Raw genomic sequence first — 15,797 nt, 5'->3', positions numbered from 1 at the left:
CCTACGCTGTCGGCCATGCCCTCCACCACGTTGCGCCGAGCGCTCGTCAGGAGCCTTCGCCGCCCGCCGTGGTCGGCCGAGGTCTGGCGGGACACCCGCTTCATAGCGGCCGGAATACCCATGGCCCTGCCGGTCTGGCTGGCCGTCACCGAGTCCAAGCTGCTCTTCCCGGTGCTCTCGATCGTGCTGCTGTGCGCACGTCCGCTGACCGCCGCCCAGCGCGGCCGGCTGCGCGCCCTGTACGGGGTGGAGGTGCCGCCGCCACGCCCCGGCGACGCGCCGACCTGGCTGCTGGGCCGGCTGCGCCTGGTGCTGACCTGGCGCCAGACCGTCCACCACCTGGCGGTCGGCCCGGTGCTCGCGCTGGGTTCGGTCGTGGTGCTGTACGCCTGGGGCGCCGGCCTGGTGCTGGCCACCGTGTACGCCTGGATCTGGCTGATGCCGGTCGGCACCGCGCTGCGCTTGGACCTGACCGGGTACGACGTCCTGCTCACCCTCGCCGGGGTGCTGCTGCTGGCCGCGGCCCCCTGGCTGGCGGCGCTGACGGCCTGGCTGGAGGTCCGCGCGGCGCAGCTGCTGCTCGGCCCCAACCGGGCGGAGCAGCTGGAGCAGCGGGTCGAGGAGATCGCGGAGAGCCGGGCCGGGCTGGTCGACGCGGTGGACGCCGAGCGCCGCCGGATCGAGCGCGACCTGCACGACGGCGCCCAGCAGCGCCTCACCTCCCTGGCGATGAACCTGGGCCTGGCCCGGCGCACCCTCAAGGACGTCGCGCCCGAGGTGATGCAGGTGATCGTGGACGCGCACGAGGAGGCCCAGGCCGCCATCGACGAGCTGCGCGACCTGGTCCGCGGTCTGCACCCGGCCGTCCTGGAGGACCGCGGCCTGGACGCGGCGCTGTCCGGCATCGCCGCCCGCGCCCCGCTCCCGGTGCGCCTGGACGTCGACCTGTCCGCCCCGATCGCCCCGACCGTCGAGGCGGTCGCCTACTTCACCGTCTCCGAGGCGCTCACCAACGTGGCCAAGCACGCCCGCGCCAAGCAGGTCGAGGTGTCGGTGCGGACGGCCGGCGGCCGGCTGCGCCTGATCATCAGCGACGACGGCGTCGGCGGCGCGGACCCCTCGCGCGGCACCGGGCTCACCGGTCTGCGCAAGCGCGCCGCCTCGGTCGACGGCACGCTGTCCGTTCTCAGCCCCCTCGGGGGTCCCACCACCATCACCGTGGAGTTGCCGTGCGCGCTGTGATCGCCGAGGACTCGGTCCTGCTCAGGGTCGGCCTGGTCAAGGTCCTGGAGGCGGTGGGCTTCGAGGTCGTGGCCGCCGTCGGGGACGCCGTCGAACTGCTGGCCGCCGTCGAGGAGCACCGCCCCGAGGTGGTGGTCGCGGACGTCCGGATGCCCCCGGGCTTCACCGACGAGGGCGTCAAGGCCGCGATGGTGATCCGGCAGCAGTGGCCGGAGGTCGCCGTGCTGCTGCTCTCCCAGTTCGTGGAGGAGCGCTACGCCGCCGACCTGCTGGCGACCAACACCAGTGGTGTCGGTTACCTGCTCAAGCAGCGGGTGGCCAATGTGGACGACTTCGTGGACGCGCTGCAGCGGGTCGCCGAGGGCGGTACCGCGCTGGACCCGGAGGTGGTGGCCCAGCTGCTGGTGCGCCGCCACCGGGACCCGCTGGAGAAGCTGACCCCGCGCGAGCGGGACGTGCTCTCCCTGATGGCGGAGGGCCGCTCCAACGCGGCCATCGCGTCCTCCCTGGTGGTCAGCGACAGCGCGGTGGCCAAGCACATCAACTCGATCTTCACCAAGCTCGAACTCCCGCCGGCCGACGACAGTCACCGCCGGGTGATGGCGGTGCTGCGGTTCCTGGAGGTCGGGTAGCGGTGGGCGGGGGAAAGGCCTGGCGGGTCACCGGGACGCTCACGATCGTCCTGGTCATGCTCGGGGTGGGGCTGCAGACCTGGTCGGTGGTGGCGCAGCAGCGGACCAGCACGTCCTGGCCGTACGACATCGCGGTCCACCAGGTCCGGCTGGAGACCGGCAGCGCCCAGGTCCGGGTGCACCCGGGCCGGGAGGGGCATGTGGTGATCCACCAGCGGCTGGACTGGATGGTGCGCAAGCCGGTGGTCTCCACCACCTTCGCCGACGGCGTGCTCACCGTCGGGATGCACTGCCGGCGGGTGCTGCCGTTCGCCGACTTCGGCTGCGGCGCCGAGATCGAGCTGGAGGTGCCGGCCGAGACCGAGGTGACCGGGTCGGTCGGCTCCGGCTCGGTCTTTGTGGAGGGGTTGAGCGGCGGTGTGCGGATGGAGCTGACCTCCGGCGAGCTGCTGCTGGTCGACACCTCCGGCGAGGTGTACGCGCGCGCCACCTCCGGGCTGGTGCAGGGCAACAACCTGAGCGCGCAGAAGGTGGACGCCCGGACCACCTCGGGCTCGGTGGAGCTGACCTTCACCAACGCACCGCACGAGGTGGACGCCCGGGCCGTCTCCGGCTCGGTGAACATGGTGGTGCCGAAGAACAGCCGCTACGTCTTCTCCACCGACATCGGCAGTGGCAGCGGTCAGATCGATCCGGTCCTCAAGGACTCCAACAGCCCGAACAGCGTCCACGCCCAGGTCGCCTCCGGCTCGGTCACGATCAGTCCGGCGCAGTAGGGGGCGCCTGCCGTAGGCGCTCCCCTCTCTAGGGAAGAGGTACAGGGAAGAGGCCGCTCACCCGGGTGGGGGACAATGAAGAGTCCCGTCCCCCTACCCGAGGTCAGCCGCGCATGACAGCCACGCCCGCACCCACCGCGCCCGAGACCGAGTTCGCGCCGCTGGACATCGGCCCGATCCAGGTGTGGCCGCCCGTCGTGCTGGCGCCGATGGCCGGCATCACCAACGCGCCGTTCCGCACCCTCTGCCGCGAGCAGAGCGGGGGCAAGGGCCTGTACGTCTCGGAGATGATCACCACCCGGGCGCTGGTCGAGCGCAACGCCAAGACCATGCAGCTGATCAAGTTCGACCCGAGCGAGAAGCCGCGATCGATCCAGCTGTACGGGGTGGACCCGGTGACCGTCGGCAAGGCCGCCCGGATGATCTCGGACGAGGGCCTGGCCGACCACATCGACCTCAACTTCGGCTGTCCCGTCCCCAAGGTCACCCGCAAGGGCGGGGGCTCGGCGCTGCCGTACAAGCGCAACCTGCTGCGCGAGATCCTGCGCGAGGCGGTGGCCAACGCGGGCGACCTGCCGGTGACCATGAAGATGCGCAAGGGCATCGACGACGACCACCTCACCTACCTGGACGCCGGCCGGATCGGCGCCGAGGAGGGCGTGGCCGCGATCGCCCTGCACGGGCGCACCGCCGCCCAGCACTACGGCGGGACGGCCGACTGGTCGGCGATCGCCCGGCTACGCGAGTCCGTCCCGGCGCACATCCCGGTGCTGGGCAACGGGGACATCTGGTCGGCCGACGACGCGCTGCGGATGATGCGCGAGACCGGCTGCGACGGCGTCGTGGTCGGCCGCGGCTGCCTGGGCCGGCCGTGGCTGTTCAGGGACCTGGTCTCGATCTTCGAGGGCGACGTGGACTACGCCCGCCCCGACTTCGGCTATGTCGCCCGGGCGATGGTGCGCCACGCGCAGCTGCTCGGCGAGTGGCTGGGGGACGAGGCGCGCGGTGTGATCGACTTCCGTAAGCACGTCGCCTGGTACACCAAGGGCTTCTCGGTCGGCTCGGAGCTGCGGGTGAAGCTCGCGGGCGCCTCCTCGTTGGCCGATCTGGCCGAAACCCTGGCCCAGGTGGAACAGGCCCAGTCCTGGCCGATCGGCGCGGACGGCCCGCGTGGGCGCACCAGCGGCAACAACCGGGTGGTCCTGCCGGAGGGCTGGTTGGACGATCCGTACGACTGCGCCCGGCCGGGCGTGGATGCCGAATCGGACACCTCCGGCGGATGATCTGTCCGTAGCGGCGAAATAGGCCTCCTCGGCCCGGTTGCCAGTCGGTCCCGGCCCTCTTGTCCATTCTGGACAGGAGGGCTCCTTTTCGGCGTCCGGATGTCACGGAGTGAGCACGTTTCTGGACGGAGTGCGACGATCGGCGGAGGCGTTCTACGTTCGGCCCGTGAGATGTGCTGGTGACGCTTGCCACATGCGGTGGCGACTGACGGTAGGTCAGTGGACGAAATGGACAGGTCGACTGTGAATCGCTTCCCGAAGCCGGTCGAGCGTCGATCGGGCGATCCGGGTGCAGGAAATCAAGCCGGGGCAACGCGACGGACGCACGACCGCTACCCAGCGTCCGAATCGGGCGATCTTCGGGTTTCGTTGTGTTCAAGACTTGAAGGCTGGCTAGCGTCAGGCGGACGATTTCACCAACAGAGGTGAACGCCTTTACGTGCATTCGATCTAGCGGGTTACCCCTGGGTACCGGCCTCGTGTGGCCTATTCAGGGCAGAGAAGTGCCTTCGAAATGGGTATGTTCTCCGGCGTCAGGGCAACCGCGTACGAGGAGACCGACCCGTGCCGTCCCAGCAGAAGTTTGTTTACTCCTTCACCGAAGGAAACAAGGACCTCAAGGATCTTCTTGGCGGCAAGGGCGCGAACCTGGCCGAGATGACCAACCTGGGCCTCCCCGTCCCTCCGGGGTTCACCATCACCACCGAGGCCTGCAAGGTCTTCCTGGAGACCGGTAGCGAGCCGGCCTCGCTGCACGAGGAGATCAGCGCCCACCTGGACGCCCTCGAGCAGGAGATGGGCAAGAAGCTCGGCCAGGCCGACAACCCGCTCCTCGTCTCGGTGCGCTCCGGTGCGAAGTTCTCCATGCCCGGCATGATGGACACCGTCCTGAACATCGGCCTCTCGGACGCCTCGGTGGTCGGCCTCACCGCCCAGTCCGGCAACGAGCGCTTCGCCTGGGACTCCTACCGCCGCCTGGTCCAGATGTTCGGCAAGACCGTGCTGGGCGTCGACGGCGAGCTGTTCGAGGAGGCCCTGGACGAGGCCAAGCACGCCAAGGGCACCGTCAACGACCTGGACCTGGACGCTTCCGACCTCCGGGAACTGGTCGAGGTGTTCAAGGGCATCGTCGAGCGCGAGACCGGCCGGGCCTTCCCGCAGGACCCGCGCGAGCAGATGGACCTCGCCGTCCACGCCGTCTTCCACTCCTGGAACGGCGACCGCGCCCGGCTGTACCGCCGCCAGGAGCGCATCCCGAACGACCTCGGTACCGCGGTCAACGTCTGCACCATGGTCTTCGGCAACCTCGGCGAGGACTCCGGCACCGGCGTCGCCTTCACCCGCGACCCCTCCACCGGCGCCCAGGGCGTCTACGGCGACTACCTGTCCAACGCCCAGGGCGAGGACGTCGTCGCCGGCATCCGCAACACGCTGCAGCTGTCCGAGCTGGAGAAGCTCGACAAGAAGTCGTACGACGAGCTGATGGCGATCATGCAGAAGCTCGAGAACCACTACCGCGACCTCTGCGACATCGAGTTCACCATCGAGCGCGGCAAGCTCTGGATGCTGCAGACCCGCGTCGGCAAGCGCACCGCCGCGGCCGCCTTCCGGATCGCCGTCCAGCTGGTCGACCAGGGCCTGATCGACCTGGACGAGGCCCTGATGCGGGTCACCGGCGGCCAGCTGGCCCAGCTGATGTTCCCGCGCTTCGCCCCGACCGCCGAGTCCAAGCAGATCGCCTGGGGCCTCGCCGCCTCGCCGGGCGCCGCGATCGGCAAGGTCGTCTTTGACTCCTACACCGCCGTCAAGTGGTCCCGCTCCGGCGAGAAGGTCATCCTGGTCCGCCGTGAGACCAACCCGGACGACCTGGACGGCATGATCGCCGCCGAGGGCATCCTCACCTCGCGCGGCGGTAAGACCTCGCACGCGGCCGTCGTCGCCCGTGGTATGGGCAAGACCTGTGTCTGCGGCGCCGAGGAGCTCGAGGTCGACACCAAGGCCCGCAAGTTCACCACCTCCGACGGCCTGGTGGTCCACGAGGGCGACGTCGTCTCGATCGACGGCGCCACCGGCAAGGTCTACATCGGCGAGGTACCGGTCCTGCCGTCCCCCGTGGTCGAGTACTTCGAGGGCACTCTGCACGCCGGCGCCGACGTCCAGGGCGGGCTGGTCCAGGCCGTCCACCGGCTGATGTCGCACGCCGACGGCCGCCGCCGCCTGGCCGTGCGCGCCAACGCCGACAACGCCGAGGACGGCTCGCGCGCCCGCCGCTACGGCGCCCAGGGCATCGGCCTGTGCCGCACCGAGCACATGTTCCTCGGTGAGGAGCGCCGCAAGGAGGTCGAGCACCTGATCCTCGCGGACAACGACAAGGACCGCGAGCTCGCCCTCTCGACCCTGCTGCCGCTGCAGAAGGGCGACTTCCTGGAGCTCTTCCAGGCGATGGACGGGCTGCCGGTCACCGTCCGCCTGCTCGACCCGCCGCTGCACGAGTTCCTGCCGGACATCACCGAGCTGTCGGTGCGCGTCGCCCTCGCCGAGGCCCGCAAGGACCCGAACGAGAACGACCTGCGCCTGCTCCAGGCGGTGCACAAGCTGCACGAGCAGAACCCGATGCTCGGCCTGCGCGGTGTGCGCCTCGGTCTGGTCATCCCCGGCCTGTTCGGCATGCAGGTCCGCGCCATCGCCGAGGCCGCCGCCGAGCGCAAGCTGGCCGGCGGGGACCCGCGTCCCGAGGTGATGATCCCGCTGGTCGGCACCGTCCAGGAGCTGGAGCTGGTCCGCGACGAGTGCGAGCGGGTGCTCGCCGAGGTCGCCCAGTCCACCGGCGTCCACCTGGACATCAAGCTCGGCACCATGATCGAGCTGCCGCGCGCCGCGGTGACCGCCGGTCAGATCGCCGAGGCCGCCGAGTTCTTCTCCTTCGGCACCAACGACCTGACCCAGACCGTCTGGGGCTTCTCCCGGGACGACGTGGAGGCCTCGTTCTTCACCGCCTACCTGGAGAAGGGCATCTTCGGGGTCTCCCCGTTCGAGACCATCGACCGCGACGGCGTCGGCTCGCTGGTCAAGCACGCCGTCGAGGCCGGCCGGGCCACCCGCCCCGACCTCAAGCTCGGCGTCTGCGGCGAGCACGGCGGCGACCCGGACTCGGTCCACTTCTTCCACGAGGTGGGGCTGGACTACGTCTCCTGCTCCCCCTTCCGGATCCCGGTGGCGCGCCTGGAGGCAGGCCGCGCCGCCATCGAGTCGGCGGGCAGCGACTCGCGCTGAGAGGGTAGGCATCCCCTACTCAAGCGCGGGTACGACTGACCGCTCACCCTCCCGTCGGGAGGGCGTACACCGGAGCTCGGCGCAGGAGAACCGGCGTACGTAACACGGCCGGGGGGGGGGGGGGGGGGGGGGGCGGGCCCCCCCCCCCCCCCGCCCGGGGGGCGCCGCGGGGGGGGGCCGGGGGGGGGGGGGCGCCCCGGGGGGGGGGGGGGGGCGGGCCCCCCCCCCGCCCCCCCCCGGGGGGGGGGGCCCCCCCGGGGGGGGGGGCCCGGCCCCCCCCCCCCCCCCCCCCCCGGGGGGGGGGGCCCCCCCGGGCCCCCCCCCCCCCCCCGGCCGTACGGCTGCGCACGGTCGCGCGAGGCGCCCGGTGTGGCCTCGGCCACGTGTGTAGCGGGCAGAGCCGGCCACCGTCGCCTGCCAAGCTGGACCGCATGACCAGAAGCAAGAGCCCGCTCGTCGTCGTGGCCGTCCTGATCCTGGCGGTCCTCGCCGGAGCCGGCTACCTGCTCGCCGGCAGGGGTGGCAGCAGCCACCCCAAGGCCGCCGCGAGCGCCGCCACCACCGCGGCGAAGCCCTCGGCCCCCAAGCCCTCCCCGCCGTCCGGCGGCGGCACCCCCGCGTCCGGCGGCAGCTGGGTCCCCGCCGACCCGGCGCTGGCCGACGTGTGCCGCACCAAGCTCCCCAGCCAGGCCCAGGACACCCTCACCCTGATCGCCAAGAACGGCCCCTACCCGTACAACCGCGACGGCATCGTCTTCGAGAACCGCGAGAGCCGCCTGCCGAAGAAGGCCGACGGCTACTACCACGAGTTCACCGTGGTCACCCCCGGCTCCAACGACCGCGGCACCCGTCGGGTCGTCACCGGCGGTTCGGGCGAGCAGTACTGGTCCCCGGACCACTACGCGACCTTCCAGGAGATCGACCCGCGCTGCTGAAAGTACTTCCGATTCGGAAAGTAGACGCCGCAATGGAATGACTTTCGCTGTCTTCCGCGAGGCCGACTTCGGCACCCAACACGCCTGAACTGCCGACGAGTTCACCGCGCCCGCCGCCAGGTGATCCGGCCGTGCGGGCCGTTCGGGCCGGTGGTGACCAGGGCGGTCAGCTCGTGCAGTACCGGGGCCGGGTCGCGACGCAGCTGGACCGGGGTGGTGCGGACCACCGGCAGGCCGGCGACGGTGAGGCGGTTGGCGCGGGCGAGGCCGCGTTCGTGGCCGGCCGGGCGCAGGTGGTAGGCGCGGGAGTCGACCTCGAGGGCCACGCAGGCGTGTGGCCAGTAGGCGTCCGGGACGGCGAGGAAGCGGCCGTCCAGGAAGAGCACCGGGTTCCACAGCGGCTCGGGCAGGCCCGCGTGCGCGAGCACTTTGCGGGCCTCGCCCTCCACCACCGAGCGCACCCCGGCGGTCAGGTCCGCCACCACCCGGGCCACCTGCGGCATCGTCAGCGCACCCGGCCGGGCCAGCAACTGGTCAAGTAGCTCCCCGAGTTCGCAGTGCCGTCGCTGGACGGCCTCGGCGCACAGCGCCCGGAACCGGCGCGGCCCGGTCCCCTCCGGCGCGAGGTCCGCCAGCGCCCGCGCGACCGTGGCGCTCCACAGCCCGTCGTCCCGCTCGTAGCCGCCCGGCATCGCCCCCGACGCGCGATGGACCCGGACGAACTCACGGTTGCCGACCCGACGTTGACCCGGGATCAGGACGTCGACCTCGGCCAGGTCGGCCGGGTGCCCGGCGCTCGGCAGTCCGGCGTCCGCCAGCACCGCGAACCCGGTCAGCAGCACCTCCCCGGGCTGCGGTTGCCGCCCCTTCGGGCCCGCGTACGCCAGGGCCGCCCGCAACCTCTGATGGGTCGTCAATCGCCCGCTCTGCAAACAGATCACCCGCGGCAGCACCTGTTGCCAGGGTCCGCCCGGCCGCAGCCGGTGGGCGATGGTGCCGGAGGGCACGCCGAGTCGGCGCAGCTGCGCCCGGGTGGCGATGTGCTGCTGGTCGGCGCCGAGCAGGACGACGGGGTCGAGGGGGTTCGCGCGGGTCATACCCCGGGTGCTGCCCGCCCGGATCGGAGGCATGCGAAGAATCCCTCGTCGGGGGAGTCCGGACACGGAGGTTGACGAAAGGGCGGCTGAGCGGCTGAGCTTGGCGGCACATGATGACCGAACCCAACGGCCCGGCGCTCGACGCGCTCAACGGGCTCTCCGTAGGCGACGCCCTCGGCGCGCAATTCTTCGTCCCGGACACCGCCCGGGCCCACTTCGCCTCCCGCACCGAACCGCCCGGCCCCTGGCCGTGGACCGACGACACCGAGATGGCCTGCTCGGTGTACGCCGCCCACCGCGAACGCGGCGCGATCGACACCTTCGACCTCACCCACGCCTTCGCCCGCCGCCACGACTTCGACCGCGGCTACGGCCCGGCCGCCAACCGGATGCTCCGGCTGATCCGCGAGGGCGGCGACGCCGAGACGCTGGCCGCCGAACTCTTCGACGGCCAGGGCTCGTACGGCAACGGCGCCGCGATGCGGGTCGCCCCGCTGGGGGCGGCGTACGCCGAGGACCCGTCCGCCGTGGTCCGGCCCGCCGCCGACACCGCCGTGATCACCCACACCCACCCCCAGGCCGTGGACGGCGCGATCGCCGTCGCGGTGGCGGCCGCGTACGCGGTGCGGGCGCGGACCGAGGCCATGACGCCGAACACCTTCCTGGCGGCCGTCGCCGAGCTGACCCCGCGCGGGGCGGTGCACGACGGACTGACCGAAGCGATCGGCCTGCTCGCCGAACCGGACCCGCTGGTCGCAGCCAAGGCCCTCGGCAACGGCAGCCGGACCTCCGCCGCCGACACCGTCCCGTACGCGCTCTGGTGCGCCACCCGGCGGCTGACCGACTACCGGGCCGCGATCTGGGAGGCGATCGCGGCCGGCGGCGACATGGACACCGTGGCCGCGATCACCGGGGGAGTGGTCGCCGCCTATACCGGCACCCAGGGCATCCCGGCCGCGTGGATGGCCGCCCGCGAGCCGCTGCCCGACTGGCTGTCCTATGCGTCGGGCACCGTCCGGCCCGCCCGGTCGAAGGACTACCTGAGGCCGATGCTGCTGCCCCGCCCCTGTCCGGTGCCGGACCTGGTCTGGACCGAGGAGCAGTGGCGGCGGATCCGCTCCGGGCTCCGCTCCGAGGTGATGGAACACAAATGGGAGTCGCACACGTCCGAGGGCGTGCTGCACCTGTACCGCAGCTGGACCGGCTTCGAGGTCTGGAGCGTCCGGGTCGCCCCGGTGAAGGACGGTGGCTGGCGACCGGTTTCGGCCCTCATCGAGCAGCATCCCGACCGGTACAAGGGCGCTCCCGACCCGGAGCGCCTCGCGACCGTCCTCTGCCTGGCCGCGGAGGGTTACGGCCGGCCGTAACCCTCTCAGGCCGTGATCATCAGCTGCCCGGCGCCGCTGCCGCCTTGTCTAAGGCACTCCTGGTTGATCGCCGGATCCGGGGCGCTCGGCGAGGTGGCGGCGGCGATCCGCAGCTCGATGATGTCCCGGACGGCCGGCCACTCGGAGTCCAGGATCGAGTAGAACGCGGTGGAGCGCACCACCCCGTCCAGCCCGCGCGAGTGCGCCCGGCGGACGCCCTCGGAGGTCGCGCCGAGCCGCTCGATCGCGGCCCGCGAGCGCAGGTTGCGGGCGTCCGCGCGCAGCGAGATCCGCTGCACGCCCCAGGTCTCGAAGGCGTGCCGCAGCATCAGCAGCTTGGCCTCGGTGTTGATGCCGGTGCCCTGGGCGCGCGGCGAGAGCCAGGTGTTGCCGATCTCGGCCGCGTCCGGGACGGCCGTCTCCGGATCGCCGAACGGCACGCCGGGCACCGGCGGCCACACCATCGGGCCCTGCCAGTAGTCGAGTTCCAGGAACCGGGTGGAGCCGACCACCCGGCCGTCGGCGACGTTCACCGTCGCGAACGGCAGCGACCGGCCCGCTGCCTGGTCGGCGAGCGCCCGCGCGATGTAGTCGCGGGCGGCTTCCAGGCCGTGCGGGACGGGGGTGAAGGCGTAGGTCGTACGGTCCTCGGCGCCGGCCGTGGCGATGGCCTCGGCATGGTGCGCGGCGAGGGGCTCCAGCCGCACGGTGCGGCCGGTGAGGATGACAGGTACGGGCACGGAACCTTCGGTCCTTCATCGGTCGTAGGGTGCCTCCCGCGCCGGGGTGCGGCACGGGGTGCGGTGGACTGACTTCGCCCCGCTCCGGTCACCGCCCTCCGGGTACCCGTGTACGCCGGAGGATTCCGGTCGGGCGGGGCGGGGGGTGGCGGCCCGGAACGGGCGGCGCAGGGTGCCGGAACGGACACGGGTCCTCGGACCGGTCCGGCGGGAAGTGCGAGGGGACAGTGTGCGTCCGCGAAATGGCCGAGAAGGAAACGAGTGCGCGAAGGGAAGCAGGCGGCCAGGTGAAGGCAAGATGCGTCGTGGGTGACTACCAGAGTACCGATCCGGGTCGTGATCGACGGCGTTACGGACGACGTGACGACGACGCGACGATGCGAGGCAGCGAGAGGACGATACCCGCCAGAAGGCGGTGCGTCACTTCGCGGCACGCGAATGGCGGTGCGGGCCGACCCGACGTGCCCCGGAACGGCCCTCTGCACACCCGTGACCAGGGGCTTTTCCTTCGGGTGCGATCATGGTCCGGAGTGGTCGGCGGCGGCCCCCGGGCGAGCCGCCCGCCGGACGGTCCGCCCGGTCGTCCGACGGGCCGTTCGCCGCGGCGGGAATTCCGGCGCGGTCCGGCACGCTGGAGAGGACGAGAAGCCGGACGGACCGGGACGAGCAGAGAACGGGGATGGGTGCGCGGTGCGTGACTTCCAGGCGCTGTACGAGCTGGATCAGCAAGGCGTGGCCGCGGTGGCCGCGGCCACCGCGGAGCTGCGCGACACCGGAGCCGGCCTGGTGCTGCTCCACCACTTCGAGGGCTTCATGGACGCGGGGGAGGCCGGCGGCCAGGTGGTGGCCCACCTGCTGGAGACGGGATCGCCGCAGGTGGTGGCCCGCTTCGACCACGACCGCCTGGTCGACTACCGGGCCCGCCGCCCCGCGATGGTCTTCGACCGCGACCAGTGGACGTCCTACGACCCGCCGGAGATCCTGCTCCAACTGGTCCGCGACGCCGCCGGCGCACCGTTCCTGCTGCTCAGCGGCCCCGAGCCGGACGTCGAGTGGGAGCGTTTCGCGCGCGCCGTCCGCGAGCTGGTCGACCGCTTCGAGGTCCGTCTCGCCCTGGACTTCCACGGCATTCCGATGGGCGTGCCGCACACCCGCCCGGTCGGCCTGACGCCGCACGGCAACCGGCTCGACCTCGCCCCGGGCTACCCGCAGTGGTTCGAGCAGGCGCAGGTCCCCGGCAGCGCCCAGGCGCTGTTGGAGTACCGCCTCGCCGAGGCCGGGCACGACGTGCTGGGCTTCGCCGTGCACGTCCCGCACTACGTGGCCCGCTCGGCCTACCCGGCCGCCGCCGTGCTGATCCTGGAGGCGGTGCAGTCCGCCACCGGCCTGGTGCTGCCCGGCCAGCAGCTGCGCGAGCGGGTCGGCGAGGTCTACGCCGACATCGAGGAGCAGCTGGCCCAGGGCGACGGCGAGTTGCGCTCGGCGATCCGCGGCATGGAGGGCCAGTACGACGCGGTCGCGGGCGCGGAGGGCCGGGAGAGCCTGCTCGCCGAGCCGGTCGACCTGCCCTCGGCGGACGAGCTGGGGCGGCGCTTCGAGGAGTTCCTCGCCGAGCACGAGCGCGGCGCGGAGTAACGGCGGCGCGGAGTAGCGGCGCGGAGAAACGGCGGGGAGTAGGTCCTCCCGGCCGGGAGTCATCGCCGCCGCCGGTACGTTGGACCCTGAGGTGCCCGGGGGACGGGCCGCCGTACGGAGCTGCCGGTGACTCGTACGTCCGGGGGGAAGCCATGCCGAGGACCACACGCCCGACCGTCGCCGTGACGGCCGGGTTGGCCGCCCTGCTGCTGGCCGGCTGCAGCGGTGGGGGCGGTTCGGACGGTTCGGGGTCGGGCTTCGCGGGCGCGCCGCCCGGCCGGGCGGCCCCCGAGGCGACCCCGACGCCCACCCCGACCCCCACCCCGACGCCCACCGGCCCGTACGTGGCGCTCGGCGACTCGTACACAGCCGGGATGAAGATCGCCCCGCAGGTCGGCGAGCCGAGCGGCTGCTTCCGCTCCGGGGTCGACTACCCCGCCCTGGTGGCGAAGGCGCTCGACCTGGCGCCCGCGCAGTTCCGCGACGTCAGCTGCAGCGGCGCCCGCACCGGGGACCTGCGGGCCCCGCAGAAGACCGACGGCGGGCCCAACCCGGCCCAGCTGGACGCGCTGACCCCGGCCACCCGGCTGGTCACCGTCGGGATCGGCGGCAACGACGCGGGCTTCATGCAGGTCGTCACCGAGTGCGCCAAGGACAACCTGGTGGACGCGGTGAAGGGCCTGGTCGGCGACGACCGCGCGGACGCGCCCTGCCGGGAGCACTACTCCTCCGGCGGCAACGACCAGCTCCAGGCCCGGGTGGACGCGACCGGAGTGCAGGTCTCCCAGATCCTCCAGGAGATCAAGCGGCGCTCCCCGCAGGCCCGGGTCTACGTGGTCGGCTACCCGGCGCTGCTCCCGGCCGACCCGACACGCTGCGCGCCGGTGCTCGGCCAGGCGGTCGCGCCGTCGGACCTCGGCTTCCTGGTGGAGAAGGAACAGCAGCTCAACGGGATGCTCAAGAAGCGGGCGGAGGCCGCCGGGGCGGTGTTCGTGGACACCGCGGGCCCCTCGGCCGGGCACGACATGTGCGCGGGGGAGGACGCCCGCTGGGTCGAGCCGCCCTTCCCGACCAGGGGGCTGGCGCCGGTGCACCCCAATGCCAGGGGGCAGGAGGCGCTGGCCGCCGCGGTGCTGAAGGCCGTCCGGGGCTGAGCACACCTGTGGGCGGCCCTGGAACCGGGCCGTCCGGGTGCGAGCGAATCGCGAGGCGGACACCGGCGCGCCGCCCACCATTCACGCCCCGGCCCGCGCCCCTTCGTGCGCGGCACACCCCGCGTGTCGGGGGTGCGGCGTACCGTGAGGCTCATATGGACGACACCGCGCACCGCCTCGCCGCCCCGCTCCCGTACGACCACACCGCCGAGGCCCGCTGGGTCCCCGAACCGGACAAGCGCCCCGGCCGTACGGCGTTCCAGCGCGACCGCGCCCGGGTGCTGCACTCGGCGGCGCTGCGCCGACTGGCCGGTACCACCCAGGTGGTCGCCCCGATGCGCAGCGACTTCCCGCGCACCCGGCTCACCCACTCGCTCGAATGCGCCCAGGTCGGGCGGGAGTTGGGCGCCGCCCTGGGCTGTGACCCGGACTTGGTGGAGACCGGCTGCCTGGCCCACGACATCGGCCACCCGCCCTTCGGCCACACCGGCGAGGAGGCCCTCGACCAGGCCGCCGAGGCCTGCGGCGGCTTCGAGGGCAACGCCCAGTCGCTGCGCATCCTCACCCGGCTCGAACCCAAGCGCTTCGCGCCGTCGGAGGACCAGCCCGCCGCCCGGCTCGCCCCCTGGCCCGGCCGCAGCGTGGGCCTCAACCTGACCAGGGCTGCCTTGGACGCCGCCACCAAGTACCCGTGGACCAAGGGCGCCCACCCCACCGACCCGGCCTCGCCCAAGTACGGCGTCTACGCCGACGACCTGCCGGTCTTCCGCTGGCTGCGGGCCGGCTCCCCGGGCGGGCGCAAGTGCTTCGAGGCCACCGTGATGGACTGGTCCGACGACGTGGCCTACTCCACCCACGACGTCGAGGACGGCCTCCAGGCCGGCCACATCGACCCGGCCGCGCTACGCGCCCCGAGCGAGCGCGCCGAGGTGTTCAAGGTCGCCGCGCGCTACGCCCCGGACGCCGAGCCGGAGGAGCTGGCCGCCGCCCTCGACCGGCTGCTCGCCCAGGACTGGTGGCCGAACGGCTACGACGGCACGGCGCGCGCCCGGGCCGGGCTCAAGGACCTCACCAGCCAGCTGATCGGCCGCTTCTGCCTGGCCGCCGAGCAGGCCACCCGCGCCCGCTACGGCCCGGGCCGGCTCACCCGCTACACCGCCGAGCTGGTGGTGCCGAGGGGCGTCCGGCTGGAGTGTGCGGTGCTCAAGGCGCTCGCCGTGCGCTTCGTCATGCAGCGCGACGAGCAGACTCAGCTGCGGGCCCGCCAGCGGATCGTGATCGCCGAGCTGGCGCACGTGCTGACCCAGCGCGCTCCCGAGGGGCTGGACCCGGTGTTCGCGGCGATGTACCACGAGGCCGAGGACGACCGCGCCGCCCTGCGTACGGTCATCGACCAGATCGCCACCCTGACGGACGCCTCGGCCCTGGCCCTGCACGCCAAACTCGTCGGCGCCGCCTGGGCGTGAGCGCGGAGGTGGCACCGGCCGCGCACCACGGCTCGAAAGCCCCGCTGCCCCGGTGGGCCCGCTCTGCCCGTCCCTCCTCCGCACACCTCGCCGGAGGCGCCCCGCACCACGGCTCGAAAGCCCCGCTGCCCCGGTGGGCCCGCTCTGCCCGTCCCTCCTCCGCACACCTCGCCGGAGGCGCCCCGCACCACGGCTCG

12 protein-coding genes are annotated in these 15,797 nt (G+C 72.9%); 10 read left to right on the top strand and 2 right to left on the bottom strand.

Annotated elements, in window-relative coordinates:
• The first annotated feature begins 15 nt into the window (after positions 1–15).
• The 6 genes from ACH4E7_RS19860 (at position 16) to ACH4E7_RS19835 (ending at position 8,141) form a co-directional block, all read left to right on the top strand.
• Positions 16–1,242 carry a histidine kinase gene (locus tag ACH4E7_RS19860; protein ID WP_396250322.1) on the top strand — a complete coding sequence of 409 codons (1,227 nt, stop codon included), beginning with the start codon at positions 16–18 and terminating at the stop codon, positions 1,240–1,242.
• A complete protein-coding gene (locus ACH4E7_RS19855) occupies positions 1,230–1,874 on the top strand; it encodes a response regulator (RefSeq protein WP_396250321.1) in 645 nt (214 codons plus the stop codon). The genes ACH4E7_RS19860 and ACH4E7_RS19855 overlap by 13 nt, the downstream gene beginning before the upstream one ends.
• Positions 1,875–1,876: 2 nt before the next feature.
• The gene (locus ACH4E7_RS19850) at positions 1,877–2,650 is read left to right on the top strand and encodes a DUF4097 family beta strand repeat-containing protein (protein WP_396250320.1); all 774 of its coding nucleotides are present in this window, start codon (positions 1,877–1,879) and stop codon (positions 2,648–2,650) included.
• Positions 2,651–2,763: 113 nt separating this feature from the next.
• Positions 2,764–3,933 carry a tRNA dihydrouridine synthase DusB gene (dusB, locus tag ACH4E7_RS19845; protein ID WP_396250319.1) on the top strand — a complete coding sequence of 390 codons (1,170 nt, stop codon included), beginning with the start codon at positions 2,764–2,766 and terminating at the stop codon, positions 3,931–3,933.
• 564 nt (positions 3,934–4,497) lie between these two features.
• Positions 4,498–7,206, top strand: coding sequence for a pyruvate, phosphate dikinase (ppdK, locus tag ACH4E7_RS19840; protein WP_396250318.1), 2,709 nt, complete (start codon positions 4,498–4,500; stop codon positions 7,204–7,206).
• Between the two features lie 431 nt (positions 7,207–7,637).
• Positions 7,638–8,141: a ribonuclease gene (locus ACH4E7_RS19835; RefSeq protein WP_396250317.1), complete on the top strand. Its 504-nt coding sequence runs from the start codon at positions 7,638–7,640 to the stop codon at positions 8,139–8,141.
• Positions 8,142–8,242: 101 nt separating this feature from the next.
• Here the strand turns inward: ACH4E7_RS19835 and ACH4E7_RS19830 are convergent, their stop codons facing one another.
• Positions 8,243–9,238: a hypothetical protein gene (locus ACH4E7_RS19830; protein ID WP_396250316.1), complete on the bottom strand. Its 996-nt coding sequence runs from the start codon at positions 9,236–9,238 to the stop codon at positions 8,243–8,245.
• Positions 9,239–9,348: 110 nt separating this feature from the next.
• Between ACH4E7_RS19830 and ACH4E7_RS19825 the strand changes: the two genes are divergently transcribed.
• Positions 9,349–10,605, top strand: a complete 1,257-nt coding sequence (locus ACH4E7_RS19825; RefSeq protein WP_396250315.1) for an ADP-ribosylglycohydrolase family protein — start codon at positions 9,349–9,351, stop codon at positions 10,603–10,605.
• A 5-nt stretch (positions 10,606–10,610) separates the two neighbouring features.
• Here the strand turns inward: ACH4E7_RS19825 and ACH4E7_RS19820 are convergent, their stop codons facing one another.
• The gene (locus tag ACH4E7_RS19820; protein WP_355669436.1) at positions 10,611–11,345 is read right to left on the bottom strand and encodes a GNAT family protein; all 735 of its coding nucleotides are present in this window, start codon (positions 11,343–11,345) and stop codon (positions 10,611–10,613) included.
• Between the two features lie 690 nt (positions 11,346–12,035).
• Between ACH4E7_RS19820 and ACH4E7_RS19815 the strand changes: the two genes are divergently transcribed.
• From ACH4E7_RS19815 to ACH4E7_RS19805, 3 genes are all read left to right on the top strand, one after another.
• Positions 12,036–12,980, top strand: coding sequence for a PAC2 family protein (locus tag ACH4E7_RS19815; protein ID WP_396250314.1), 945 nt, complete (start codon positions 12,036–12,038; stop codon positions 12,978–12,980).
• 152 nt (positions 12,981–13,132) lie between these two features.
• Positions 13,133–14,134 carry an SGNH/GDSL hydrolase family protein gene (locus tag ACH4E7_RS19810; RefSeq protein ID WP_396250313.1) on the top strand — a complete coding sequence of 334 codons (1,002 nt, stop codon included), beginning with the start codon at positions 13,133–13,135 and terminating at the stop codon, positions 14,132–14,134.
• A 155-nt stretch (positions 14,135–14,289) separates the two neighbouring features.
• Entirely contained in the window at positions 14,290–15,600 is a 1,311-nt protein-coding gene (locus ACH4E7_RS19805; protein ID WP_396250312.1) for a deoxyguanosinetriphosphate triphosphohydrolase, read from the top strand.
• Positions 15,601–15,797 lie beyond the last annotated feature (197 nt).

The organism is Kitasatospora sp. NPDC018058, assembly GCF_044327205.1.
Lineage (GTDB): Bacteria > Actinomycetota > Actinomycetes > Streptomycetales > Streptomycetaceae > Kitasatospora.
The sequence above is the reverse complement of the archived record's forward strand: the minus strand, read 5'-3'. Positions and strand labels throughout refer to the sequence as shown.